The sequence below is a fragment of the Pseudomonas sp. AC242 genome (genome assembly GCF_979258655.1).
The window spans coordinates 4,343,137-4,366,235 of record NZ_OZ409873.1; the positions used below are offsets into that span (position 1 = coordinate 4,343,137).

Here is a 23,099-nt window from a genome sequence, read left to right on the forward strand (position 1 = left end):
GCGTGACTGCTACATCCAGTGCGCCCTTCGATTTCCGCAAAAACCGTAGCCTATTGGAAAAACGCGACATTTAGTGTCAATATCGCGCCTCCCCCTATTTCGTCGCCCCGTGCGGCTTACGCCGCAGGTCTCGCCCGTTGTTCCGTTAAACAAGGCTTTGAGCATCTGCGGTTTGTAGCAAAAAGGTAGTCAATGATGAGCGCAAGGCACTTTCTCTCCCTGATGGATTGCACGCCCGAAGAGCTGGTCAGCGTGATCCGTCGAGGCGTTGAGCTCAAGGACCTGCGTAACCGCGGCGTACTGTTCGAGCCTCTGAAAAACCGCGTGCTGGGGATGATCTTCGAGAAATCCTCGACCCGCACCCGGATCTCGTTCGAGGCCGGCATGATCCAGCTCGGTGGCCAGGCAATCTTCCTGTCCCCGCGTGACACCCAACTGGGCCGGGGCGAGCCGATCGGTGACTGCGCCATCGTCATGTCGAGCATGCTCGATGCGGTGATGATCCGCACCTTCGCCCACAGCACTCTGACCGAATTCGCGGCCAACTCGCGCGTGCCGGTGATCAACGGCCTGTCCGATGACCTGCACCCTTGCCAGTTGCTGGCCGACATGCAGACCTTCCTTGAACATCGTGGCTCGATTCAGGGCAAGACCGTGGCCTGGATCGGCGACGGCAATAACATGTGCAACAGCTATATAGAGGCGGCGATCCAGTTCGACTTCCAGTTGCGCGTCGCCTGCCCGGAAGGCTACGAGCCTAACCCGGAGTTCGTGGCCAAGGCTGGCGATCGCGTGACCATCGTTCGCGATCCGGCCGACGCCGTGCGCGGCGCGCATCTGGTGAGCACCGATGTCTGGACTTCGATGGGTCAGGAAGAGGAAACTGCCAAGCGCCTCAAGCTGTTCGCCCCGTTCCAGGTCAACCGCGCCCTGCTCGACCTCGCTGCCGAGGACGTGCTGTTCATGCACTGTTTGCCTGCGCACCGTGGCGAAGAAATCAGCCTCGACCTGCTTGATGACCCGCGCTCCGTCGCCTGGGATCAGGCAGAAAACCGTCTCCACGCACAAAAGGCCCTGCTCGAGTTCCTCGTCGAACCGGCATATCACCACGCATGAGCCATGAATTACTGCTGAACCTGCGCAACCTCGCTTGCGGCTATCAAGACCAACGCGTGGTGCAGAACCTCAATCTGCACCTCAACGCCGGTGACATTGGCTGCCTGCTCGGCTCGTCCGGCTGCGGCAAGACCACCACCCTGCGCGCCATCGCCGGATTCGAACCGGTGCACGAAGGTGAAATCACCCTCGGTGGCGAAACCATCTCCAGCGCCGGTTTCACCCTGGCGCCGGAAAAACGCCGGATCGGCATGGTGTTCCAGGATTACGCGCTGTTCCCGCACCTGAGCGTCGCCGACAACATTGCCTTCGGTATTCGCAAGCACCCGAACAAGGAGCGCGTCACCGAAGAGCTGCTCGAACTGGTCAACCTGAAAAACCTTGGCAAACGCTTTCCGCACGAGTTGTCCGGCGGCCAGCAACAACGCGTCGCCCTCGCCCGCGCCTTGGCACCGGAGCCGCAATTGCTGTTGCTCGACGAGCCGTTCTCCAACCTCGATGGTGAACTGCGCCGCAAGCTCAGTCATGAAGTGCGCGACATCCTCAAGGCCCGTGGCACCAGTGCGATTCTGGTGACCCACGACCAGGAAGAAGCCTTCGCCGTCAGCGATCACGTCGGAGTGTTCAAGGAAGGTCGACTCGAACAGTGGGACACGCCGTACAACCTCTATCACGAGCCGGCAACGCCCTATGTGGCCAGTTTTATCGGACAGGGTTACTTCATTCGCGGCCAGCTCGACAGCCCGGAATCGGTGCAGACTGAGCTGGGTGAGCTGCGCGGCAATCGTGCTTACACTTGGCCGATTGGCGGCGCGGTGGATGTTTTGTTGCGTCCGGATGACATTGTTTATGCGCCGGACAGTGCGTTGAAAGCGCGGATTGTCGGCAAGACGTTCCTTGGTGCTTCAACGTTGTATCGCCTGCAATTGCCGACGGGTGCGCAGCTGGAATCGATTTTCCCCAGCCATGCCGATCATCAGGTTGGGGCAGAGGTGGGGATTCGCGTAGCTGCTGAACATCTGGTGCTGTTCCAGGCATCGGGCAGTACCGCTGCACAAATCCCGGCAGTGGAAAACGGCGTCCGCCGCTACAGCACCGCGCTTTAAAGATCAAAAGATCGCAGCCTTCGGCAGCTCCTACAGGGATCAATGTAGGAGCTGCCGAAGGCTGCGATCTTTTAGCTTTTAACCGAGGATCAGGGTGCCACTGGCAACCAGCGTCGCATTGCCGCCGATCTTCACGCGCTCACCTTCCAGACGACAGAACAACTCCCCGCCCCGCGCCGAGCGCTGGCACGCGGTCAGGCTCGACTTGCCCAGACGTTTCGACCAATACGGAATCAGGCTGCAATGCGTGGAACCGGTCACCGGGTCCTCATTGATGCCGATCGCCGGTGCGAAATAGCGCGAGACGAAGTCGTGCTGATTGCCGCGCGCCGTAACGATCGCGCCCAGCCACGGCAGCTTGGCCAACGCGACCATGTCCGGCTTGCAATCAATCACGGCCTGCTCTGACTCCAGTACCACAAACAGTTCGTTGGAGCCGAGCACATCAACGGCTTCAACGCCCAATGCTCGTTCGATATCCAGCGTCACACCAATCTCTGACGGCACAATCGAAGGGAAATCCAGCCACAAACGGCCATCTTCACGGCTGACGCTCAATGGCCCGGACTTGCTGGTGAAGTCGATACGCTCGGCGGTTTCCTTATAGATCTCGAACAACACATGCGCACTGGCCAACGTGGCGTGCCCGCACAACGGCACTTCAGTGGTCGGGGTAAACCAGCGGATATGCCAGGCCGATCCCTCACGCACCAAAAACGCGGTTTCCGCCAGATTGTGTTCGGCGGCGATCTTCTGCATCAGCTCTTCCGCGAGCCACGCATCCAGCCGATAGACCATCGCCGGATTGCCACTGAACGGTCGATCACTGAACGCATCGACCTGATGAAACTCGAGCTGCATAACCTTCTCCCTGAGTCAGTCGCCAGAGCATGCAACCGCGAGGCGCTCAGCGCCAGTGACAGAACCGGCGAATTTTCTTCATACAGTGCAGGTGAACGTTAGGCGCGGCCAATGTCGGCAAATTTCGCCTGGGTGTGTTCGGCGAGCACGGCAGGTGCCAATTCAACCTCCAGCCCGCGGCGACCGGCGCTGACATAAATAGTCGCAAAACCCTGAGCCGAGTTATCAATGAAGGTGCGCAGGTGTTTCTTCTGCCCCAACGGACTGATGCCCCCCAACAGATAACCGGTGGAACGCTGCGCCGCTGCCGGGTCAGCCATCTCGACTTTTTTCACCCCTGCCGCATGCGCCAGACCTTTGAGGTCGAGGCTTCCGACGACCGGCACCACTGCCACCAGCAACTCGCCTTTTTCGCTGGCGGCCAACAGCGTCTTGAACACCTGAGCCGGCTCAAGCGCGAGTTTTTCTGCGGCCTCCAGCCCGTAGGACGCGGCTTTTGGGTCATGTTCGTAACTGTGCACGCGATGTTCGGCACGAACTTTTTTCAACAAGTCCAACGCGGGGGTCATGGCAACTCCGGGCTCGGCAGTGACAGAAAAATACTGCGTCGGATTCTAGGCGATCACATCTCAAAAGGCTCTATTCCAAGCCGCGATTCCCGTGGCCTGCGGGCATTCCGAGCGTGACGTTATGGGTCGAAAGCAAAGAATCATTCACACAACGAATAGTTTTATTGTGACCGATGGTTCACTTTCGACCTTTGACAGGTTTGTTTCTTGTCTATATTTTTTCGAATCTGAATAATGTAAGAATTATCGTCACCGCAGCACCCAGCAGTAAACCGGGAACGGAATGGGGATTCCTGACCGGGGAAAATCGCGCCTTGCCCTGACGGCATCGCGCCAGACAACAACAAAAACCGAGGTTTTCAATGACAACTGCTTTACAGCAACCAACGCTCTCAAGCCAATGCATGGCCGAGTTTCTGGGTACTGCACTCCTGATCTTTTTCGGCACCGGTTGTGTCGCCGCGCTCAAAGTCGCGGGCGCCAGCTTCGGTCTGTGGGAAATCAGCATCATCTGGGGCGTCGGCGTAAGCATGGCGATCTACCTCACCGCCGGTGTTTCCGGCGCGCACTTGAACCCGGCCGTGAGCATCGCTCTGGCAATCTTCGCCGACTTCGAAAAGCGCAAACTGCCCTTCTACATTCTTTCGCAGATCGCCGGCGCCTTCTGCGGCGCGCTGTTGGTTTACACGCTGTACAGCAATCTGTTCTTCGATTACGAACAAACTCACCAAATGGTTCGCGGCTCGACCGCCAGCCTCGAGTTGGCGTCGGTGTTCTCGACCTTCCCCAATCCGGTGCTGTCGACTGCTCAGGCGTTCCTGGTCGAGATGATCATCACCGCGATTCTGATGGGCGTGATCATGTCGCTGACCGACGACAACAACGGTCTGCCGAAAGGCCCGCTGGCACCGCTGCTGATCGGCTTGCTGATCGCGGTGATCGGTAGCTCTATGGGTCCGCTGACCGGTTTCGCGATGAATCCGGCGCGTGACTTCGGTCCGAAATTGATGACTTTCTTTACCGGCTGGGGTGAAATTTCCTTCACTGGCGGCCGCGATATTCCGTACTTCCTGATTCCGATTTTTGCACCGATTGTCGGTGCCTGCCTCGGCGCTGCCGGGTATCGCGGGCTCATCGCCCGTCACCTGACCGGCGCCACACCTGCTACAAAGGATGCAGAACCGGCCATTGACGGCAAACCAAGAACTTCTTGAAACAGTCGGCGCCGGCTCCTGCCCTATAGAGCCTGCGCCACGGCCCACTCTCCCTTATTTCGTCCAAGGCAATCGACATGACCGACATTCAGAATAAGAACTACATCATTGCCCTTGATCAGGGTACGACCAGCTCCCGCGCGATCATTTTCGACCGCGACGCGAACGTGGTCTGCACCGCGCAGCGCGAATTCGCTCAGCATTACCCGCAGGCCGGTTGGGTCGAACACGATCCGATGGAAATCTTCGCCACCCAGAGCGCGGTAATGGTTGAAGCGCTGGCCCAGGCCGGTCTGCACCACGACCAGGTCGCTGCCATCGGCATCACCAACCAGCGCGAAACCACCGTGGTCTGGGACAAGACCACCGGCCGCCCGGTGTACAACGCCATCGTCTGGCAGTGCCGCCGCAGCACCGAGATCTGCCAGCAGCTCAAGCGCGATGGCCACGAAGAATATATCCGCGACAACACTGGTCTGGTCACCGACCCGTACTTCTCCGGCACCAAACTGAAGTGGATCCTCGACAACGTCGAAGGCAGCCGCGAGCGTGCGCGCAATGGCGAACTGTTGTTCGGCACCGTCGATAGCTGGCTGATCTGGAAATTCACCGGCGGCAAGGTGCACGTCACCGACTACACCAACGCTTCGCGCACCATGCTCTTCAACATCCACTCGCTGGAGTGGGATTCGAAGATGCTGGAGATCCTCGATATCCCGCGCGAGATGCTTCCGGAAGTGAAGGCTTCTTCGGAAATCTACGGTCGCACCAAGAGCGGCATCGCCATCGGCGGTATCGCCGGTGACCAGCAAGCGGCACTGTTCGGCCAGATGTGCGTCGAGCCAGGCCAGGCGAAAAACACCTACGGCACCGGCTGCTTCCTGCTGATGAACACCGGCGACAAAGCGGTGAAATCCCAACACGGCATGCTCACCACCATCGCCTGCGGCCCGCGTGGCGAAGTTGCTTACGCACTGGAAGGCGCGGTGTTCAACGGCGGTTCCACGGTGCAGTGGCTGCGTGATGAACTGAAAATCATCAACGACGCCCACGACACCGAATACTTCGCCAATAAAGTGAAGGACAGCAATGGCGTGTACCTGGTGCCGGCCTTCACCGGTCTCGGCGCGCCGTACTGGGACCCGTATGCCCGCGGTGCGCTGTTCGGCCTGACGCGCGGCGTACGTGTGGATCACATCATCCGCGCTGCGCTGGAATCGATCGCCTACCAGACCCGCGACGTGCTCGACGCCATGCAACAGGACTCCGGCGAACGCCTCAAGGCTCTGCGTGTTGACGGCGGCGCGGTGGCGAACAACTTCCTCATGCAGTTCCAGGCCGACATCCTCGGCACGCAGGTCGAGCGCCCGCAAATGCGCGAAACCACCGCACTCGGCGCAGCTTACCTGGCCGGTCTGGCGTGCGGCTTCTGGGGCAGCCTGGAAGAACTGCGCGGTAAAGCGGTGATCGAGCGCGAGTTCGAGCCGAGCCTGGATGAAGTTGAGAAAGAGAAGCTGTACAAAGGCTGGAAAAAAGCCGTCAGCCGCACCCGTGACTGGGCGCGTGAAGACGCTGAATAAGCCAATCTTAGGACTGGCTAAAACGGTCCAAACAGCGTGAAAGCGTAGCGAGCGAAGGCAAGCCAAGGCAAAAACAGGCGAGGACGCGGAGTTTACGGGTTTGTAAATGAGCAGTCCGAGCCTGTTTTTAACGCAGGATGGCTTGCGTAACGCCGTAGGCGCCCAGCACGAAGTAGCTTTCACGTTGTTTGGAAACTGGTAGGGAGCGGATTCCTGCGTCATCATGGGCAAATTTTGCACGGCAGCCCAAAGGAAGCCCCATGAATCTGCCTCCCCGTCAGCAGCAAATCCTCGAGCTGGTCCGCGAACGCGGCTATGTGAGCATCGAGGAAATGGCCACGCTGTTCGTTGTTACCCCGCAAACCATCCGCCGCGACATCAATCAGCTCGCGGAAGCCAATCTGCTGCGTCGTTATCATGGCGGTGCCGCTTATGATTCCAGCGTCGAAAACACTGCCTATGCGATGCGCGCCGATCAGATGCGCGATGAAAAACAACGCATCGGTGAAGCCATCGCCGCCCAGATTCCCGATCACGCCTCGCTGTTTATCAATATCGGTACCACGACCGAATCGATTGCCCGCGCTCTGCTCAATCACAATCATCTGAAGATCATCACCAACAACCTGCACGTAGCGTCGATGCTCAGTGCCAAGGATGATTTTGATGTGCTGCTGACCGGCGGTAATGTCCGTCGTGACGGCGGTGTGGTCGGCCAGGCCAGTGTGGATTTCATCAATCAGTTCAAGGTTGATTTCGCGCTGGTCGGGATCAGCGGTATTGATGAAGACGGCAGTTTGCTGGATTTCGATTATCAGGAAGTGCGGGTTTCCCAGGCGATCATTGCCAATGCGCGGCAAGTGATTCTGGCGGCGGACTCGAGCAAGTTCGGACGCAATGCGATGATTCGCCTCGGCCCGATCAGCCTGATCGATTGTCTGGTAACCGATCAGCAGCCGGTGCCTGCGCTCGCGCAATTGTTGAGTCAGCACAAGATTCGCCTCGAAGTCGTCTAACTCCCGCAAGATCAAAAGATCGCAGCCTACGGCAGCTCCTACATGAGTTCACTTGACCTGTAGGTGCTGCCGCAGGCTGCGATCTTTTGCTTTTAATGTTCGAAAATTTTCTTTTAATCGCCCTTCGATGAGTTTTTTCAATCGAACGTGACTGGCTGCGCGCGTCTTTATGGGCTACCATTTTCGCAAATGAACATTAATGTTCGATTTCCAATATAGAAAATCAAAAGAACCCGAGGCCAGCCGATGTCCACCTCTACCTTGCGTACGCCCCCAATCTCCGAGATCTACGACATCGCCGTTATCGGCGGCGGGATCAATGGCGTGGGGATCGCAGCGGATGCCGCCGGTCGCGGGCTTTCGGTGTTCCTTTGTGAAAAAGATGATCTGGCCAGCCACACCTCGTCGGCCAGCAGCAAGCTGATCCACGGTGGCCTGCGCTACCTCGAACATTACGAATTCCGCCTGGTGCGCGAGGCGCTGGCTGAACGCGAAGTACTGCTGGCCAAGGCGCCGCACATCGTCAAACCGATGCGTTTCGTGCTGCCGCACCGTCCGCACCTGCGCCCGGCGTGGATGATCCGTGCCGGCCTGTTCCTCTATGACAACCTCGGCAAGCGCGAAAAACTGCCAGGTTCGAAAAGCCTGAAGTTCGGCGCCGACAGCGCGTTGAAAAGCGAAATCAAGAAAGGCTTCGAATACTCCGACTGCTGGGTCGACGACGCCCGCCTCGTGGTTCTGAACGCAATGGCCGCCCGGGAAAAAGGCGCCCACGTGCACACCCAGACTCGCTGCGTCAGCGCTCGCCGCGCCAAGGGCCTGTGGCACCTGAACCTGGAACGTGCCGACGGCAGCCTGTTTTCGATCACTGCCAAAGCGCTGGTGAACGCCGCTGGCCCGTGGGTCGCCAAGTTCATTCGTGATGACCTGAAGATGGAGTCGCCGTACGGCATCCGTCTGATTCAGGGCAGCCACATCATCGTGCCGAAGCTGTATGAAGGCGATCACGCGCACATTCTGCAAAACGAAGATCAGCGCATCGTTTTCACCATTCCGTACCTGAACAACCACTTCACCCTGATCGGCACCACCGACCGTGAATACACTGGCGATCCGGCAAAAGTGGCGATTACCGATGCCGAAACCGATTACCTGCTGAAAGTGGTCAACGCACACTTCAAGCAGCAGATCAGCCGCGACGACATCCAGCACAGCTACTCGGGCGTACGACCACTGTGCAACGACGAATCCGACAACCCGTCGGCCGTCACCCGCGATTACACCCTGGCCTTGTCGGCTGGCGGCGAAGAAGCGCCACTGCTGTCGGTGTTCGGCGGCAAGCTGACCACCTACCGCAAACTCGCTGAGTCGGCGATGGCGCAATTGCTGCCATTTTTCACCCAGATGCGCCCGAGCTGGACGGCCACCGCCACCCTGCCCGGTGGCGAAGACATGACCACGCCACAGGCTCTGTGCGCGCAGATTCGCGACAAGTTCGACTTCGTGCCGACCGAGATCGCCCGTCGCTGGTCCACCACTTACGGCAGCCGCACCTGGCGCATGCTCGAAGGCGTGGAAACCCTGGCCGACATGGGCGAGCACCTCGGCGGTGGACTCTACACCCGTGAAGTCGATTACCTGTGCAGCGAAGAATGGGCGACCACTGCCCACGACATTCTGTGGCGCCGCAGCAAACTCGGTTTGTTCACGACGCCGGCTGAGCAGGAAAAACTGGCGGCTTATCTGGGCAAGGTTGAACAAAACCGCAAGATCGAAGCGGCCTGATCAACGCTTAAACGAAAGCCCCTGAATTGTGAGATTCAGGGGCTTTTTGTTGTGCCAATGAGATCCAGCCCCCCTCACCCCAAGGGGGGCGAGGGGGAAAGGGAGCAGATCGGGGCTCGCTCAAATACCGCGCTGGGAAAAAGGAGCCGATCGAGGGCTTTTTCAATCCTGAGTTCGACTCGATATTTCAGGTCGGCGTAACTCGCAAGGACCACGCGATCAAGTCCCCTCTCCCTCTGGGAGAGGGCTAGGGTGAGGGGCTTTGGGGCCGGGATCACTGCGCCAAATGCAACAACAGAAAATCGATAAACGCCCGCGACTTGTGCGGCAGATGCGGGGTGTTGGGAAATACCACATTGATTGACTGCGAAGGCAGCGAATACTCCGGCAACAAGCGCACCAGACGTCCGGCGGCAATGTCATCTGCTACCACCCACGCCGGCAGAACCGACACGCCCAGCGACGACAACGTCATCGAGCGAATCGCCGTCGACGAGTTCGACTCGAAGTGGCTGGTACCGCCAACCTCGACGCCCTGCCCTGACCCATGACGCAATGTCCACTGGGTCGGCGCCTGCAAATTGCTGTTGGCAATCCACGGCACGCTGTTCAGATCCTGCGGTTGCCGCACCGGATGTCGGGAGAGGAATTGCTCGGTGGCGACCAGCACGATTTCATAATCGGCCAACTTGCGGCTCTTGAATGCCGAATCCGCCAAGTTACCCAGACGGATCACCAGATCCAGTTTTTCCGCGACCAGATCATTCAACGAAGAGTTGAAGTTGTAGCACAAGCGGATTTCCGGATAACGCTCGGAGAACAGTGGAATCAACGGCAGAATATACTTTTCACCGTATTCACTGGTTGAACTAATCCGTAACTTTCCGGATACCCGATTATTACCTTTCAGGACATTATCAAAGGCATTGTCGATGTCCGCGACAATCCCCTTGAACTCTTCATAAAACTCCTGACCTATTTCGGTCAGCGATATATTGCGGGTGTTGCGGATCAACAGCGTCGCCGACAAAACCTCCTCCAGCGCCTTGACATGCAGGCTGGCCATGGCTTTGCTGATACTCAGGTAGTTTGCAGCTTTGGTATAAGAACCAAAATCCACCACCGCGAGGAACGTCTGAACCCGATTAAGATGAGAGTGCATGGCGCTATGGCTCACTGTTAAATCCTGTCAAACATTGTTTTAAGCATAGTCGTATCGACACTTCAAGTCCATCGCCCCTATGCTGCGCGGCAAAGGGGATTCAACATGAACTATCGCTATAAGATCGCGCTGATCTTTCTGATCGGCTTTTTTATTGACTGTATAAACATATTTATGTCGGCGGTGGCACTGCCGAGTATATCGGCAACTTTACAGGTCAGTACTTCATCGGTGGCGTGGGTCGCCAATGCTTATATTCTTGGCCTGACCCTGATTATTCCGGTCAGCACCTGGCTGGCCGGGCGTTTTGGCAGTCGCGAGATTCTCACCGCTTCGATGCTGGTGTTCACCGGCTCTGTGTGGATGTGCGGCATGGCCGACAGTTTCCACGAACTGGTGATCTGGCGGTTCGTTCAGGGCGTCGGTGGCGGGCTGCTGATTCCGGTCGGTCAGGCGCTGACCTTCAATCTGTTTCAGGGCGAGCAACGGGCGAAAATATCCACACTGGTGATGGCCGTCGCGCTGATTGCCCCGGCGATTTCACCGACGGTCGGCGGCATCATTGTCGACAGCAGCTCCTGGCGCTGGGTGTTCTACAGCAACATCCCGTTTTCGTTGATCGCGGCCGGGCTGTCATGGTTCTGGATCAAGGAAAGCAAATCGACCGATCTGCCGCGCCCGGACATCAAAGGCCTGCTACTGGTCAGTGCCGCGCTCGCCAGCCTGCTGATGGGCATGTCGCTGTACGGCGGCGACTACCCGGCGCTGGCCGCGTTGAGCTGTCTCGCGGCGGGTTTGCTGTTCATCGTGCTGTACCTGCGGCACTACCGCCGCTGCAGCAACGCGATCATCGAATTGAGCCTGCTCAAAAGTAAAAAGCTCAGCACCTCGATCTTCATCTATTACGCGATTCCCGGCGTGTTCACCGGGGTCAATCTGATGAGCATTTTCTTCCTGCAGAACACGCTGCACTTCAGCGCCCGGCTGACCGGGATGTTCATGATCCTCTACGCCATCGGCGCGTTCATTGCGATGACGATTTGCGGCCGGGTCTACAACCGGGTCGGCGCGAAACGCCTGTTCACCCTCGGCATGCTGCTGCACAGCGCCGGCATCGCCACGCTGATGCTGGTCAACGCGCCAACGGACCTGTGGGTGATCGTCATCGCTTACAGCTTGATGGGCATCGGCGGTGGCATCGGTGCCAACACCGCGCAAACCACCTCATTGATGGATTTTGCCGGCGGCGATACGCACAAGGCGAGTGTGATCTGGAACATCAATCGGCAGATGTCGTTCAGCCTCGGTGCGGCGTTGTTTCTGATGATTTTCAATGTGCTGCTCAAGCAGTTCGACACCACGCAGGCCTACCACGCGACGTTCGCGATTGCCGCGCTGGTCGGGCTGTTCCCGCTGTTTCAGATGAGTCAATTGAACCCTCCAAAGGAATGCCATGAACAACAACCTGGTTGAACGAGCGCAACACAGTATTCACCACGTGCACGAACTGATTCACCGCGTCTTTACCGACGCCGACGGGGCCGGCGCAGACGCCATCGCGCCGCTGATGGAGGTGTTTGCCGAGCACTTCAGCATGGTCACCACCTCGGCCGCCGTGGTCGGTCGGGCGCAAGTCGAGCAACTGTTCAACGGCGCCGTCGGTGCCCGCAAAGGTCTGGAGATTCTGATCAGCGACCTGCACACGGTCTGGCACGAAGGTTCGACCGTGGCCCTGCGCTACAAGGAAACCCATCGCCTGAACCAAAGCGAAACCTCGCGTATTTCGCTGGCGATCCTTCGCGTCCAGCACCACGACGTCCAGTGGTTGTACTTGCACGAAACACCGTTGAGCCAGGAAAAACCTGCATGAAATACACCGTCACCCACTGCCGGATGCTCTCGGCGTCGATCAAGGAAGTCACCGTCAGCGGCCCGCCTTCCCTGATCGACATGAGCCACGCCGGGGCACATTTCAAATGGCAGATCCCGGGGCTGGATGACTGTCGTCACTACTCGACGGTGCATGTAAAGGAGGTTGAGGATGGCCAGTTCACCTTCGCCATTCGCCTCTCGCCAGACTCCGTCAGCAGCCAGTACATCCGCACCCTGGCGGTCAATGACAGCGTGGAACTGGAAGGTCCGTTGAACACTTTCAACTACCCGCTCGACGTTGACAGCGGGCGTGATATCGCGATTGCCGGCGGCATCGGCATCACCCCGCTGACCGGCATCCTGCGCCACCTGACTGCGCTGGATCGCCCTGCGCACCTGCATTACTTCGCCAAGAGCGCCGACGACGCGGTCTACGCCCGGCACCTGCAAGAACACCTGCAAGAACGCCTGCAACTGCACCTCTCCGGCAGTCGCCCGGCGATCAGCGAAGTGCTCGCCGATCTGCGCGCCGATGACCGCCTGTATGTCTGCGGCCCGGCAGCGATGCTCAACGCAGTGCTCAGTCACGCCGAAAGCGTTGGCCTGGCGCGTGAACAGATCCATCTGGAAGTGTTCAACGTTGCCCGCGAAACCACCGCGCAAGGCTTCGTCATCGAGGCGGCCGACTCCGGCGTCAGCATCAATGTCGGCCCGCAACAGTCGTTGCTCGAAGCGTTGGAAGCGGCCGGGCTCGACCCGCTGTACGACTGTCGTCGTGGTGAATGCGGCGTTTGCGCGCTGGACGTCCTCGAAGGCGAAGTCGACCACCGCGATTTCATCATGAGCGAACAGGAAGCGGCGTGCAGTGCGCGAATCTACCCCTGCGTCTCCCGCGCCAAAAGCCCGCGCCTGAAACTGGCGATCTGAGAGAGGACACTCCGTTGGACAACTATTTCAATGGCAGAGAAGTGCATAAATCTCTGTTCCTTGATCAGGCGCTTTTCGAACAGGAACAGCAGCGCGTATTCGCCGCGAGCTGGTGCTACCTGGGTCACGACAGCCTGATCCCCGAGACCGGCGACTACTTCACCACCACCCTTGCACAACAGCCGCTGGCCATGGTTCGGCAGAAGAACGGCGCCATCGTCGTGCTGCATAACCGTTGCCCGCACAAAGGCGTGAAAGTGCTGGCCGAAGCGCGCGGCAATGTCGGCCGCTTCATGCGTTGCCCGTACCACGCGTGGACGTTCAAGACGGACGGCGAGCTGCTGAGCATTCCGGTGAAAAAGGAGTACGACGACTGCGACCTGAGCAGTTGTTCCGCGCACAAAGGCATGCGCCCGGTGAACGCGGTGCACAACTATCGCGGCTTCGTCTTTGTCCGCCTGACGGAAGAAGGCATCGGCTTCGAGGAGTTCTTTGGCGAGTCGCTGTCGACACTCGACAACATGGTCATGCGCTCGCCGCAGGGCCAGCTGAAAGTAATCGGCCAGCCATTGCTGCACCGCCATCGCTGCAACTGGAAAATGGTCGTCGACAACCAGACCGACACCTGCCACCCGATGATCGCCCACGAATCTTCGGCCGGCGAAGCCATCCGCCTGTGGCAGGAAACCGGTGATCAGGGCAAGCCACCGATGGCCGTCGAACTGTTCTCGCCGTTCATGGCCTCCTACGAGTTTTTCGCCGGCATGGGCATTCGCGTCTGGCCCAATGGCCACGGGCACACCGGGGTCAGCAATTCGATCCACAAGGCCTACACCGACATCCCCGGTTACTGGGACTTGATGGTGGAAAGCTACGGTGAAGAGCAGGCCCGGGCGATCCTCGACGACACCCGCCACAACACCGTGTATTTCCCCAACCTGATGGTCAAGGGACCGATCCAGACCTTGCGCGTGATCAAACCGCTCAGCGCCCGCGAAACCATCGTCGAGTCGTGGATCTTCGAACTGCAGGGCGCCCCCGTGCAGTTGCTGGAAAGGACTGTGCAGTACAACAACCTGATCAACTCGCCGTGTTCGATGGTCGCCCACGACGACGTGGAAATGTACGAACGGGCCATGGAAGGCCTGGGCAGCGACGCCAACGAATGGGTCAACGTCGCCCGCCTGTTCAGCCCGAACGAATCCTATGCGCAGACCCAAGTGGTGTCCGGCACCAGCGAAATGGCCATGCGTAATTTCTATAACAGTTGGCAGCACTTGATGCGGGACGACCATGCAACACGATCAATCTAATCACCACGCCATCGAGCAACTGATCGAGACCGAACTGCACTTGCTCGACCAGCAGGATTTCGACGCCTGGCAACAGCTGCTCAGCGATGACTACCACTACTGGATTCCCATGACCCGTGAGCAGGTCAGTCCGTTGCACGAATCATCGCTGGTGTACGAAGACCGTTTTCTGACCACGCTGCGGATCAACCGACTGGCCAATGCGCGCAACTTCTCCCAACAGCCCAAGAGCCGCAGCCTGCACATCGCCCAGCGCCCGCGCATCACGCTCGACGCAGCCTCGTTCAGCGCGTGCGCCAGCTCCAACATGCTCTATTGCGAAGCGCGCGGCGACAACGAATGGCACTACCCGGTGACCGTCGAACATCAACTGATCAACATCGATGGCATGTGGAAGATTCACGGCAAGAAGATCCTGTTGCTCAACCCCGCACGCGCCCTTGAAAGCCTGCAGCTCATTATCTGATCGATCGAGAAGTCTCCCTGTGAAAGCTATTTCCCATGATTCCAGTCAGGCGTCCGCGTGCCTGTCTTTTCCCTACGTCGATCTGCTGTATGACTATGGCCAGTTCCTGCGCAGTGCCGATGAAGCCATTGGTTACCTGCCGGCGGAAACTGCCGAGAAACACATCGGCATCGTCGGCGCTGGCCTCAGCGGGCTGGTCGCCGCTTACGAACTGCTGCGCGCCGGTGCGCGTCGCGTGACGCTGTTTGAAGCGGAACCCGAGCATGTCGGCGGGCGTCTGCTGACGCAGTGTTTTGATGAGGAACAGCCGCAGTTCATCGCGGAAATGGGCGCCATGCGTTTTCCGCCGAGTGAAGTCGGGCTGTTTCATTACCTCAATCGCTTCGGCATCCAGACCACCGAGGCGTTTCCCGACCCGGGCGTGGTCGACACCGAAATCCACTACCGTGGCGAAGCCCATCACTGGGCAGCCATGCAACCACCGCCGGCGCTGTTCAGCACCGTGCACCAAGGCTGGATCGCCTTTCTCAGCGAAGGCGTGACCCTCGATGACGGCACGTGCCTGGCGCCACCGCTGCTGATCACCGAATTGCTCAAGCAGCACAATTACTGCGAAGTGCAGCCCGAGTGGCAACGCTACCTGGACTGCTTCGGTGACAGCTCGTTTTACTCGGCGATGGTGCGCATCTTCACCGGCAAAAAACCGCCGGGCGGCAAACCGTGGCGCAAGCCCGAAGACTTCCACCTGTTCGGCTCGCTGGGCATTGGCTCGGGCGGTTTCCAGTCGGTGTACCGCGCGTCGTTCACCGAGATCCTGCGCCTGGTGGTCAATGCGCTGGAGGTCAATCAGCGTCTGGTGCCCAACGGTATTTCCTCGCTGGCCGAGCGGATTGCCGACACCGAATTCAACGGTATTCAGGTGCGCGACATGATTTGCCGCACGCGCATCGAGTCGATCAACAAAGGTGCGCACGGCGAGATTCTGCTGGCCGGCAGCAACGGCGAAACCTACGCCTGCGACCGGGTGATCACCACCACCACGACCCGCGCCCTGCAAGTGAACCTCAAGCTCACGCAGAACCAGGCCTTCGTCAATCGCGACGTCGCGCGGGCGATCAACGAAACGCACATGGTCGGCTCATCCAAGCTGTTCATCCTGACCAAGGACAAGTTCTGGCTCAAACATGGCCTGGCGCAAAACATCCAGACCGACACCCTGGTCAAGGGCGTGTATTGCCTCGACTACGCGCCGCACGATCCGGATTCCTGGGGCGTGGTGTTGATCAGTTACACCTGGGAAGACGACTCGCACAAGATGGTTTCGATGACCGACAAGGTGCAGCGCTGCCTGCGTCTGGTCGACGAATTGGCGATGAGCGCACCGGAATTTGCCAGCCATCTGCTGCCGCTGGACGGTGACTACCAGCGCTACGTTCTGGAATACGACTGGCTGACCGACAAGCACGCACTCGGCGCTTTCAAGCTGAATTTCCCCGGCGACGACATCTACTCCGAGCGCCTGTTCTATCAGTTCCGTACCGCACTCGATCCGCAACAGGATACCGGTTTGTACCTGGCCGGTTGCGGCGCCTCGTTCACCGGTGGCTGGGCCGAAGGCGCGATTCAAACCGCACTCAACGGTGCGTGCGCGGTGATCAGCAGCCTGGGCGGCGATCTGCTTGCCGGCAACCCGCTCGACGACTTGCACTCGCAGTACCGCTACTGCTGACCCAGTCCCTTTCCACGCCGAGAATCATCCATGTACAGCCAGCTTTCAATTGAACAGCTCGTCAACGGCTTGCGCAGTGGCCAACACTGCCCGGACACCTGGCAGCATGCCTTGCGCGAGCGTCATGTGCAGATGCAACACCTGAACAGTTTCATCACCTTCGACCCGTCAGCGTCCAAGGCAAATGCCGCTGGGCGCGACAGCGCACTGTATGGCCTGCCGGTGTCGTTCAAGGACAACATCAACGTCAGCGGCATGCCGACCACCGCCGGTACGCCCGGGCTGGCCGACTATGTGCCGCAAACCGATGCCGGCATCGTCGAGCGCTTTCGGCAATTGGGCGCGCAGATTGTCGGCAAGAACAACATGCACGAATTGTCGTTCGGCGTGACCTCGGCCAACCATTCCCATGGCGCGGTGATCAACCCAGTCAACGAACGCCACAGTGCCGGTGGCAGCAGCGGCGGCTGTGCTGCCGCCGTCGCTGCCGGACTGGTGGCGTGTGCGGTCGGCACCGACACCGGGGGGTCGGTACGGATACCGGCGGCGTTCTGCGGAATTGTCGGGTTTCGCCCCACCACCGGCGTTTATCCGGTCGACGGCATCGTCCCGGTGTCGCAAACCAAAGACACTCCGGGCTTGTTGACCCGCACCGTGGAGGATTGTCAGTTCGTTCACACGCAACTGACCGGCAGCCTGCATCAGGCAGAAACCCGGTCGTTGCGCATTGGCATTCCCGAGCGGTTTCTCTGGACCGACCTCGCTGACAACGTGCAACGCGCTTGCCGCACGGCCATCGATACCTTGGCCGATCGCGGTGTGATCATCGTGCCGGTCGACGATGCCGTGATTGGCGAGATCAACGAGAGCATTCAGTTTCCGCTACCGATCTACGAGTTCTTCATCGATTTTCCACGGTTCCTGATGAAAGCCGGACGCGGTGAGCAGTTCCTCGACATCCTCGCGCAGATTCGCGATCCGGCGATCAAGAAAATCCTCACCGCCCAACTGGAAAGCCCAGCGATTTCCTACACCGACTACGTGCAGGCATTGATGAGCAAACTGCGTCTGGAGAAGGAATACCGCGCCCTCTTCAGCCGCCATCAACTGGACCTGCTGGCTTACCCGACCGTCACGTGCAGCGCACCGCTGCTCAGCGCTTGCGCGGACGAGAGCAACTTTGAAACGTTCGTGCGCAATACCGACCCGGCGAGCAATCTGGCGGCGCCAAGCATCAGTGTGCCGGTAGCGGCGGCGAGTGCGTTGCCGGTGGGCCTGTCGTTCGATGCACTACCAGGGCAGGACGACTTTCTATTGGCCAATGTGCGGCACCTGAAGCACCTGCTCGACATCGGTTAAACCACGATCCCTGTGGGAGCGAGCCTGCTCGCGAAGGCGTCGTGTCAGTCGACATCAACTTCGTCTGCCACATCGCTATCACGAGCCGGCTCGCCCCTACAGGGGCTCTGCGTCGATGCACCTATAACAATTCAAATTGCGGGCCTTGCCATGCGCGTCACCTCAATATCCTCCGTTCCCGCTGTCGAACGCTCGCCGTCGATCCTTGGCGGCGCCATGATCATCGGCGGCACCATCGTCGGTGCCGGCATGTTTTCGCTGCCGGTGATCATGTCCGGGCTGTGGTTCTACGGCTCGGTTGCCGTGCTGCTGTTTGCCTGGTTCTGCACGTTGCACTCGGGCCTGATGATTCTTGAAGCCAATCTCAATTACCGTGAAGGCGCGAGTTTCGCCACGATCACCGGCGATCTGCTCGGGCGTGGCTGGAGCCGTTTGAATGGTTTGAGCATTGTCTTTGTCCTGTACACCCTGACGTACGCCTACATTTCCGCCAGCGGCTCAGTGCTTCATCACACCGCGCAAACCTTCGGGCTTGAGTTGTCATCGCGCGCGGGCGGTTTGGGGTTCACGCTGCTGGTGGCGTTCATTGTCTGGCTCAGCACCACGGCGGTGAGCCGCATGACCACGTTGGTGTTCGGGGCAAAAATCCTCGCGTTCTTTCTAACCTTTGGCGGTTTGCTCGGCCATGTGCAAAGCACCACGCTGCTCAACCTGAACAGCGGTGAAAACCATTACTGGCCTTATCTGCTGGTGACCCTGCCCTTCTGCCTGACTTCGTTCGGTTTTCACGGCAATGTGCCGAGCCTGATGAAGCATTACGGCAAGGATCCGCAGCGGATTCGCGCTTGCCTGATCGGCGGCACGTTGATCGCTCTGGCGCTGTATCTGGTGTGGATGCTCTGCAGCATGGGCAACATCCCCCGCGACGCATTCAAGGACATCGCTCAGCGCGGTGGCAATATCGATGCGCTGATCAGCGCCCTGGGTTCACAGCTCAACAGCGCCAACGTCGATCTGCTGTTGACGTTCTTCTCCAATTTCGCCGTGGCCTGTTCATTTCTCGGGGTGACCCTGGGTTTGTTCGATTACCTGGCCGATGTGCTGGGTTTCGACGACAGCCCCATCGGCCGCCTGCAGACCGCCGCCATCACTTTCGCGCCACCGACGCTCTGCGGATTGCTCTGGCCGGAAGGCTTTCTGCATGCCATCGGTTTTGCCGGATTGGCGGCGACATTGTGGGCGGTGATTACTCCGGCGCTACTGGCTCGGGCTTCGCGCAAGCGCTTTGGCAGTCCACGCTATCAGGTGTGGGGGGACGCCGATGATCGTGCTGGTGCTGTTTTTCGGGGCGATCTGCGCGGTGTCCCATTTGCTGTTCGTATTTGATTGTCTGCCTGTGTGGCGCTGAGGCTTCTCGTTCGGTTTTCCGAACGCGACCTTACGGTCGATTCGGTTAACCGGATCAGTTACGTTAAAAAATACCGCCACAAAAGTTTAATAACGTTATAAAACAACACGTTATCTATCTGCGACTGGTCTGGCACGAGTCATGCTCTACACTCTCTCGACGAATGCCTGTTGCGCCAACACTTCAGGAGCCGTCAGGCATTCGAAGCACAAAAGGGCCGACAAACTGGCTCCATAAAAAAAACAATGTCGAGGAAAATTTGATGCGCATCGTTCCCCATATCCTGGGCGCAGCCATTGCGGCCGCTCTGATCAGCACGCCAGTTTTCGCCGCCGAACTCACCGGCACCCTGAAGAAAATCAAAGAGTCCGGTGTGATCACCCTGGGCCACCGCGACGCCTCCATCCCGTTTTCCTACATCGCTGACGCTTCCGGCAAGCCGGTTGGCTACTCCCACGATATCCAGCTGGCCATCGTCGAAGCGATCAAGAAAGACCTCGACCTGCCAAACCTGCAAGTCAAATACAATCTGGTGACCTCGCAGACCCGTATCCCGCTGGTGCAGAACGGCACCGTGGACGTCGAGTGTGGCTCCACCACCAACAACGTCGAGCGTCAGCAGCAGGTTGACTTCTCCGTCGGCATCTTCGAAATCGGTACCCGTCTGCTGTCCAAGGCTGACTCCAAGTACAAGGATTTCGACGATCTGAAAGGCAAGAACGTCGTGACCACCGCTGGCACTACCTCCGAGCGCATCCTCAAGGCGATGAACGCCGACAAGCAGATGGGCATGAACGTCATCTCCGCCAAAGACCACGGTGAATCCTTCCAGATGCTGGAATCGGGTCGAGCCGTTGCGTTCATGATGGACGACGCGCTGCTGGCCGGTGAAGCCGCCAAGGCCAAAAAGGCGACTGACTGGGCCGTAACCGGCACTCCACAGTCGTACGAAATCTACGGCTGCATGATGCGCAAAGGCGACGAGCCGTTCAAAAAGGCTGTGGATGACGCCATCAAGGCCACTTACGCTTCGGGCGCGATCAACAAGATCTACGAGAAGTGGTTCATGCAGCCGATTCCGCCAAAAGGCCTGAATCTGAACTTCCCGATGAGCGACGAGCTCAAGGCCCTGATCGCCAATCCGACCGACAAAGCGGCTGACGACAAGAAATCCTGATTTCTGACTAACCTTATCCCCTGAGGAGGCTTCTGCCTTTTCAGGGGATGGTCACTCCCTGCTGGTATTTTCTGGAAACACTCGAACCGGTGGCTGTCGAGCCGATCGCGTGTGCCTGATCGTCAAGGTCAGGGAGGGAACGGAGTTTCCCCAGGCGGGCACTTGTACATCGATCGAATCGAGGGGAGACCCTAATGAATTACAACTGGGACTGGGGCGTGTTCTTCAAGTCCACCGGCGTGGGCAGCGAGACCTATCTCGACTGGTTCATCTCCGGTCTGGGCTGGACCATCGCCATCGCCATCGTGGCCTGGATCATCGCCCTGCTGCTGGGCTCGATACTGGGCGTCATGCGCACCGTGCCGAACCGTATCGTGTCGGGCATCGCGACGTGCTACGTCGAGCTGTTCCGTAACGTGCCGCTGCTGGTTCAGCTGTTCATCTGGTACTTTCTGGTGCCCGACCTGCTGCCGGCGGATCTGCAGGAGTGGTACAAGCAGGACCTCAACCCGACCACTTCCGCTTACCTCAGCGTAGTCGTGTGCCTGGGCCTGTTCACCGCCGCCCGTGTCTGCGAACAAGTGCGCACCGGTATCCAGGCGCTGCCGCGTGGCCAGGAATCCGCCGCCCGCGCCATGGGCTTCAAGCTGCCACAGATCTACTGGAATGTGCTGCTGCCCCAGGCCTACCGCATCATCATTCCGCCGCTTACCTCGGAATTCCTCAACGTCTTCAAGAACTCCTCCGTGGCCTCGCTGATCGGCCTGATGGAGCTGCTCGCGCAAACCAAACAGACTGCCGAGTTCTCGGCCAACCTGTTTGAAGCGTTCACCCTGGCGACCCTGATCTACTTCACCCTGAACATGAGCCTGATGCTACTGATGCGCATGGTCGAGAAGAAAGTCTCCGTGCCCGGCCTGATTTCCGTGGGGGGTAAATAATGGAATTCGATTTCAGTGGCATCGTCCCGGCCATTCCCGGTTTGTGGAACGGCATGGTGATGACCCTCAAGCTGATGGCCATGGGTGTGGTCGGCGGGATCATTCTCGGCACGATCCTCGCGCTCTGCCGGCTGTCGCACAACAAACTGCTGTCGAACATTGCTGGCGCGTACGTTAACTATTTCCGCTCGATCCCGCTGCTGCTGGTAATTACCTGGTTCTATCTGGCAGTGCCATTCGTGCTGCGCTGGATCACCGGCGAAGACACCCCGATCGGCGCGTTCACCTCGTGCATCGTGGCGTTCATGATGTTCGAAGCGGCATACTTCTGCGAAATCGTTCGGGCCGGCGTACAGTCGATCCCGAAAGGCCAGATGGGCGCGGCACAAGCGCTGGGCATGAGCTACGGCCAGATGATGCGCCTGATCATCCTGCCCCAGGCGTTCCGCAAAATGACCCCGCTGTTACTGCAACAGAGCATCATCCTGTTCCAGGACACTTCGCTGGTTTACACCGTGGGTCTGGTTGACTTCCTTAACGCATCCCGCGCCAGTGGCGACATCATTGGTCGTTCCAACGAGTTCCTGATCTTCGCCGGTGTCGTCTACTTCATCATCAGCTTTGCCGCCTCGCTGCTGGTCAAGCGTCTGCAAAAAAGGTTTGCCGTATGATCTCTATCAAGAACATCAACAAGTGGTATGGCGACTTCCAGGTGCTGACTGATTGCAGCACCGAGGTCAAAAAAGGCGAAGTGATCGTGGTCTGCGGTCCGTCGGGTTCCGGCAAATCGACCCTGATCAAATGCGTCAACGCGCTCGAGCCGTTCCAGAAAGGTGACATCGTTGTCGATGGCACCTCGATTGCCGATCCGAAGACCAACCTGCCGAAACTGCGCTCGCGCGTCGGTATGGTGTTCCAGCATTTCGAACTGTTCCCGCACCTGACCATCACCGAAAACCTGACCATCGCGCAGATCAAGGTGTTGGGCCGCAGCAAGGAAGAGGCGACCAAGAAAGGTCTGCAACTGCTCGAGCGCGTCGGTTTGTCTGCACACGCCCACAAGCACCCGGGGCAACTGTCCGGTGGTCAGCAACAGCGCGTGGCGATTGCCCGTGCGCTGGCGATGGACCCGATCGTCATGCTGTTCGACGAACCGACTTCGGCGCTCGACCCGGAGATGGTCAACGAAGTGCTCGACGTGATGGTGCAACTGGCCCACGAAGGCATGACCATGATGTGCGTGACCCACGAAATGGGCTTTGCGCGCAAAGTGGCCGACCGCGTGATTTTCATGGACGCCGGCAAGATCATCGAAGACTGCCCGAAAGAGGAGTTCTTCGGCGATATCAGCGCCCGCTCCGAACGCGCGCAGCATTTCCTCGAGAAAATCCTGCAGCACTAAAAGCAACACCGCCTCCCCCTGTAGGAGCTGCCGCAGGCTGCGATCTTTTGACTTTGTTTTTAAAGATCAAAAGATCGCAGCCTGCGGCAGCTCCTA

Annotated in this window: 20 protein-coding genes and 1 pseudogene; 18 read left to right on the forward strand and 3 right to left on the reverse strand. The window is 58.9% G+C overall.

What is annotated here, in order from left to right:
• The first annotated feature begins 195 nt into the window (after window positions 1–195).
• Both argF and ACZZ0A_RS19475 read left to right on the forward strand, forming a co-directional pair.
• Window positions 196–1,116 carry an ornithine carbamoyltransferase gene (argF, locus tag ACZZ0A_RS19470; RefSeq protein ID WP_042704963.1) on the forward strand — a complete coding sequence of 307 codons (921 nt, stop codon included), beginning with the start codon at window positions 196–198 and terminating at the stop codon, window positions 1,114–1,116.
• Window positions 1,113–2,222 carry an ABC transporter ATP-binding protein gene (locus ACZZ0A_RS19475; protein ID WP_007916688.1) on the forward strand — a complete coding sequence of 370 codons (1,110 nt, stop codon included), beginning with the start codon at window positions 1,113–1,115 and terminating at the stop codon, window positions 2,220–2,222. The genes argF and ACZZ0A_RS19475 overlap by 4 nt, the downstream gene beginning before the upstream one ends.
• Before the next feature lie 78 nt (window positions 2,223–2,300).
• On the opposite strand, the gene ACZZ0A_RS19480 is transcribed toward ACZZ0A_RS19475, so the two are convergent.
• Both ACZZ0A_RS19480 and ybaK read right to left on the reverse strand, forming a co-directional pair.
• A complete protein-coding gene (locus tag ACZZ0A_RS19480) occupies window positions 2,301–3,083 on the reverse strand; it encodes a PhzF family phenazine biosynthesis protein (RefSeq protein WP_038369080.1) in 783 nt (260 codons plus the stop codon).
• Window positions 3,084–3,181: 98 nt separating this feature from the next.
• Complete coding sequence (gene ybaK / locus ACZZ0A_RS19485; protein ID WP_463543614.1) at window positions 3,182–3,652, reverse strand: Cys-tRNA(Pro) deacylase; 471 nt, start codon at window positions 3,650–3,652, stop codon at window positions 3,182–3,184.
• A gap of 362 nt (window positions 3,653–4,014) precedes the next feature.
• Here ybaK and ACZZ0A_RS19490 point away from each other — a divergent pair, with 362 nt between their 5' ends.
• The 4 genes from ACZZ0A_RS19490 to glpD all read left to right on the forward strand — a co-directional run bounded on the left by ACZZ0A_RS19490 (window position 4,015) and on the right by glpD (window position 9,247).
• Window positions 4,015–4,866, forward strand: a complete 852-nt coding sequence (locus tag ACZZ0A_RS19490) for an MIP/aquaporin family protein (protein WP_038369081.1) — start codon at window positions 4,015–4,017, stop codon at window positions 4,864–4,866.
• A gap of 77 nt (window positions 4,867–4,943) precedes the next feature.
• Entirely contained in the window at window positions 4,944–6,446 is a 1,503-nt protein-coding gene (gene glpK, locus ACZZ0A_RS19495; RefSeq protein WP_007916698.1) for a glycerol kinase GlpK, read from the forward strand.
• 260 nt (window positions 6,447–6,706) lie between these two features.
• On the forward strand, window positions 6,707–7,462 hold the full coding sequence (locus ACZZ0A_RS19500; RefSeq protein WP_007916700.1) for a DeoR/GlpR family transcriptional regulator: 756 nt from the start codon (window positions 6,707–6,709) through the stop codon (window positions 7,460–7,462).
• A 246-nt stretch (window positions 7,463–7,708) separates the two neighbouring features.
• On the forward strand, window positions 7,709–9,247 hold the full coding sequence (gene glpD / locus ACZZ0A_RS19505; protein WP_007916702.1) for a glycerol-3-phosphate dehydrogenase: 1,539 nt from the start codon (window positions 7,709–7,711) through the stop codon (window positions 9,245–9,247).
• A 274-nt stretch (window positions 9,248–9,521) separates the two neighbouring features.
• On the opposite strand, the gene ACZZ0A_RS19510 is transcribed toward glpD, so the two are convergent.
• Window positions 9,522–10,409 (reverse strand): LysR family transcriptional regulator, encoded by an 888-nt coding sequence (locus ACZZ0A_RS19510; RefSeq protein ID WP_463543615.1) that lies wholly within the window; start codon window positions 10,407–10,409, stop codon window positions 9,522–9,524.
• A 105-nt stretch (window positions 10,410–10,514) separates the two neighbouring features.
• Here ACZZ0A_RS19510 and ACZZ0A_RS19515 point away from each other — a divergent pair, with 105 nt between their 5' ends.
• From ACZZ0A_RS19515 to ACZZ0A_RS19570, 12 genes and pseudogenes are all read left to right on the forward strand, one after another.
• On the forward strand, window positions 10,515–11,882 hold the full coding sequence (locus tag ACZZ0A_RS19515; protein WP_463543616.1) for an MFS transporter: 1,368 nt from the start codon (window positions 10,515–10,517) through the stop codon (window positions 11,880–11,882).
• Window positions 11,863–12,279: a DUF4440 domain-containing protein gene (locus ACZZ0A_RS19520; protein WP_095112339.1), complete on the forward strand. Its 417-nt coding sequence runs from the start codon at window positions 11,863–11,865 to the stop codon at window positions 12,277–12,279. Before ACZZ0A_RS19515 ends, ACZZ0A_RS19520 begins: the two co-directional genes overlap by 20 nt.
• Window positions 12,276–13,208: a flavin reductase family protein gene (locus ACZZ0A_RS19525; protein ID WP_095112340.1), complete on the forward strand. Its 933-nt coding sequence runs from the start codon at window positions 12,276–12,278 to the stop codon at window positions 13,206–13,208. The genes ACZZ0A_RS19520 and ACZZ0A_RS19525 overlap by 4 nt, the downstream gene beginning before the upstream one ends.
• 14 nt (window positions 13,209–13,222) lie before the next feature.
• Window positions 13,223–14,521, forward strand: coding sequence for a Rieske 2Fe-2S domain-containing protein (locus ACZZ0A_RS19530; RefSeq protein ID WP_007916713.1), 1,299 nt, complete (start codon window positions 13,223–13,225; stop codon window positions 14,519–14,521).
• Window positions 14,502–14,987 (forward strand): aromatic-ring-hydroxylating dioxygenase subunit beta, encoded by a 486-nt coding sequence (locus tag ACZZ0A_RS19535; RefSeq protein WP_463543617.1) that lies wholly within the window; start codon window positions 14,502–14,504, stop codon window positions 14,985–14,987. The genes ACZZ0A_RS19530 and ACZZ0A_RS19535 overlap by 20 nt, the downstream gene beginning before the upstream one ends.
• Window positions 14,988–15,006: 19 nt before the next feature.
• Window positions 15,007–16,716 carry an NAD(P)/FAD-dependent oxidoreductase gene (locus ACZZ0A_RS19540; RefSeq protein ID WP_123376504.1) on the forward strand — a complete coding sequence of 570 codons (1,710 nt, stop codon included), beginning with the start codon at window positions 15,007–15,009 and terminating at the stop codon, window positions 16,714–16,716.
• Between the two features lie 30 nt (window positions 16,717–16,746).
• Window positions 16,747–18,075 (forward strand): amidase family protein, encoded by a 1,329-nt coding sequence (locus ACZZ0A_RS19545; protein WP_463543618.1) that lies wholly within the window; start codon window positions 16,747–16,749, stop codon window positions 18,073–18,075.
• A gap of 150 nt (window positions 18,076–18,225) precedes the next feature.
• Window positions 18,226–19,483: pseudogene (mtr, locus tag ACZZ0A_RS19550) on the forward strand (tryptophan permease).
• Window positions 19,484–19,745: 262 nt separating this feature from the next.
• The gene (locus ACZZ0A_RS19555) at window positions 19,746–20,660 is read left to right on the forward strand and encodes a glutamate/aspartate ABC transporter substrate-binding protein (protein ID WP_095112346.1); all 915 of its coding nucleotides are present in this window, start codon (window positions 19,746–19,748) and stop codon (window positions 20,658–20,660) included.
• Window positions 20,661–20,854: 194 nt separating this feature from the next.
• Window positions 20,855–21,601 (forward strand): amino acid ABC transporter permease, encoded by a 747-nt coding sequence (locus tag ACZZ0A_RS19560; protein WP_095112347.1) that lies wholly within the window; start codon window positions 20,855–20,857, stop codon window positions 21,599–21,601.
• Window positions 21,601–22,272 (forward strand): amino acid ABC transporter permease, encoded by a 672-nt coding sequence (locus ACZZ0A_RS19565; RefSeq protein ID WP_007916726.1) that lies wholly within the window; start codon window positions 21,601–21,603, stop codon window positions 22,270–22,272. The genes ACZZ0A_RS19560 and ACZZ0A_RS19565 overlap by 1 nt, the downstream gene beginning before the upstream one ends.
• Window positions 22,269–23,003 carry an amino acid ABC transporter ATP-binding protein gene (locus ACZZ0A_RS19570; RefSeq protein WP_007916729.1) on the forward strand — a complete coding sequence of 245 codons (735 nt, stop codon included), beginning with the start codon at window positions 22,269–22,271 and terminating at the stop codon, window positions 23,001–23,003. The genes ACZZ0A_RS19565 and ACZZ0A_RS19570 overlap by 4 nt, the downstream gene beginning before the upstream one ends.
• Window positions 23,004–23,099: the final 96 nt, after the last annotated feature.